This window comes from Methylobacterium sp. WL12 (genome assembly GCF_008039475.1).
GTDB classification, from domain to species: domain Bacteria; phylum Pseudomonadota; class Alphaproteobacteria; order Rhizobiales; family Beijerinckiaceae; genus Methylobacterium; species Methylobacterium cerastii.
On the sequence record NZ_VRUW01000192.1, the window covers coordinates 1 to 2,248 of the forward strand.

Genomic DNA, 2,248 nt, shown 5'->3' on the forward strand with positions numbered 1-2,248 from the left:
GCGATGATCCCCTCGTCAGCCTGCCCACCCTCGCAGCCTGATCGTCCCGGCCCAAGCCGGTGATCGTGGTGGCCCTCACCAAGCTACACCACGCCCAGGGACACGACCGGCCGAGATGCAGGGTGTCGTCGGACGAGCCAAAAGAAAGTCGGGCGCCATATGACTGCACCCGACCCTCTATTGCTGCTCGGCTTCGAATCCAGGCCTACCTGTCAGGCTGACAGGAAGAAGCCGTTTTCGATCACGCCCACGAGGTGAACTTGAGCCTCAGGGGATTCGGCAATCGCCACCGCTACCGCGCCCCGCGTTCCACCACCGTTGAGATAATCGACCCACCCTTTGAGGCCCGCTGCCTCCGCGGGACGATCAAGCGCATTCACGTAAAGAGAGTTGACGTAGGTCGCGTTGTCCGCAGATCCTGCAGCCTTGCTCTCTGCAGAGTTGAGAAATGCGTTCGCTGCATCGGTGATCGAACCGCCGCTCTTGAGATAGTTCGACCAGTTTTGCAGGCCACCCACGTCTGGCGCGCGATCAAAGATCCCATAGTAGAGCCGGGCCGCCTGCGCAGCCGACGCATCCGTCACGACGACACCATGAGCGAACTGCGGCTGCAAGGTATTCAGAAATTCTGGCGACTGTGAAAAGCTCAATGCGACGTCTGCACGCCCCCCGCCTGTACCCAGGAAGCTGACGTAGTTATTCAACCCAGCCTGATCAGGCTCCCGACCCAGCGTGGTCCGGTAGAGCTGAGTGACGAACTGAACATCCGTAGCAGCTCCCGAGCGTGCCTGACCTTCGGGAGAAGCCAGGAACGAGGCAGCCATGTCACGGAGCGAGAACCCGGCATTCGCCGCAGCGGTATTGATCTCATACCCGAGGGAGTCGGGCACACGGCCGAGGAGGCCCTGATAGAGGGCATAGACTTTGCCGGCGTTGCCCGAGGTATCCGTTACCTGCTGCCCAAATACCGGGTTAAAGAGATCGCTCAGGTAAACGTCAGACCGATAATTGCCATCGTTCGCAACAAGAGCAAGGTCTGATGTGAAGGCAACGCGCGCTCCATCGTTCGAAAACACAGCGCCTCTAGCAGGGTCAGTGGCGAACACCTCTCGAATGCCAGTTGCAAGATCAGAAATTACAACTTGCTCTTTTGTTAATCCAGAGCTGTCCAACGTACGCTCGTTAAAGAGCACTTTCGAACCATCTGGCGAATAAGACGGATTATAGGTACTTCCAAAATATTGGGAACTGACGGGATTCGACAGCGTGACTAACGCACCAGTTTTGATGTCGAGCGAGAAGAGACTTGGGAATGCAGTTCCCATGCTTTCGAGAAGGATCTTGGATCCATCGGCTGAAATTGCACTCGCCTGATACCCGGTGGTGTTCTGTACAAGGGTTGTCGCTCCCGTACTGAGGTCCTTGATAAAGACGTCCGACTGCCCGTTTGTATCACCCGCGACGAGGTTGCCTGCAGTAGACGAGAAGACGACCTTGCTGCTGTTTGCCGTGAAGAAAGCTCTATTACTGCTGGCTATGGCCTGCGAGCCATCTGATGCAGTCGTGACGAGCGATACCGCCCCGCTGACCAAGTTCTTCACGAATATGTCGGTAAATCCGTTCGTATCACCTGGGACGAGGTCGGATTGTCCACTCGAAAAAACAATCTTGGTCCCATCGGGCGAGAACGTTCTGCTGTTCGTAGCGATATTTTCCCCGGTATCGCTGGCGACTTTCGTCACCACTCCCGTCGAGAGGTTTTGAGTGAAGAAATTATAATCGACTCTTTGGTTTGTCATATCGGTCGTAAAAGCGGCCGTCTTTCCATCGCGCGATACGGCAAAATTCGAAACGAAGCCGACAAATGGCGTAGCGGAGATGTTGGTGAGCTCTCCACTTATAAAATCACGGGCTCTAAATGTATATGAGTCCGATCCAAAACCGCTACCGCCGTTCACCGCATAGACGACCGTGTGTCCGTCCGCGAGAAACTGCGCCGACGTGGATCCCATGCTCCTGAGACCGCCATTGTCGGTCGAAATACGCACCGCTTGCCCTGGCATCCGTTTCCATCCTCTGGATCCAATATAGCGCCATACAGTGCATACAATACCCCACCACGACAAGTGAGCTTGTTGCGTGTCTCAGTGTCTGTCCGGCGACATATTGAGTGATGTGAGGGGTTTGTGATTCAAGGCTGCCTGTGTGGAGGCTGCCGATGTGGACGACTAAGAACCGGACCCGCTAC

Annotated in this window: 1 protein-coding gene; it reads right to left on the bottom strand. The window is 55.8% G+C overall.

Translation table 11 applies throughout. The features are described from left to right. Positions 1–212: 212 nt before the first annotated feature. Complete coding sequence (locus FV226_RS27365; protein WP_147765386.1) at positions 213–2,063, bottom strand: DUF4214 domain-containing protein; 1,851 nt, start codon at positions 2,061–2,063, stop codon at positions 213–215. Positions 2,064–2,248 lie beyond the last annotated feature (185 nt).

What these genes read in the sequence shown, in the direction of transcription:
- FV226_RS27365 (WP_147765386.1), bottom strand. Translation starts at nt 2,063, where the DNA reads ATGCCAGGGCAAGCGGTGCGTATTTCGACCGACAATGGCGGTCTCAGG.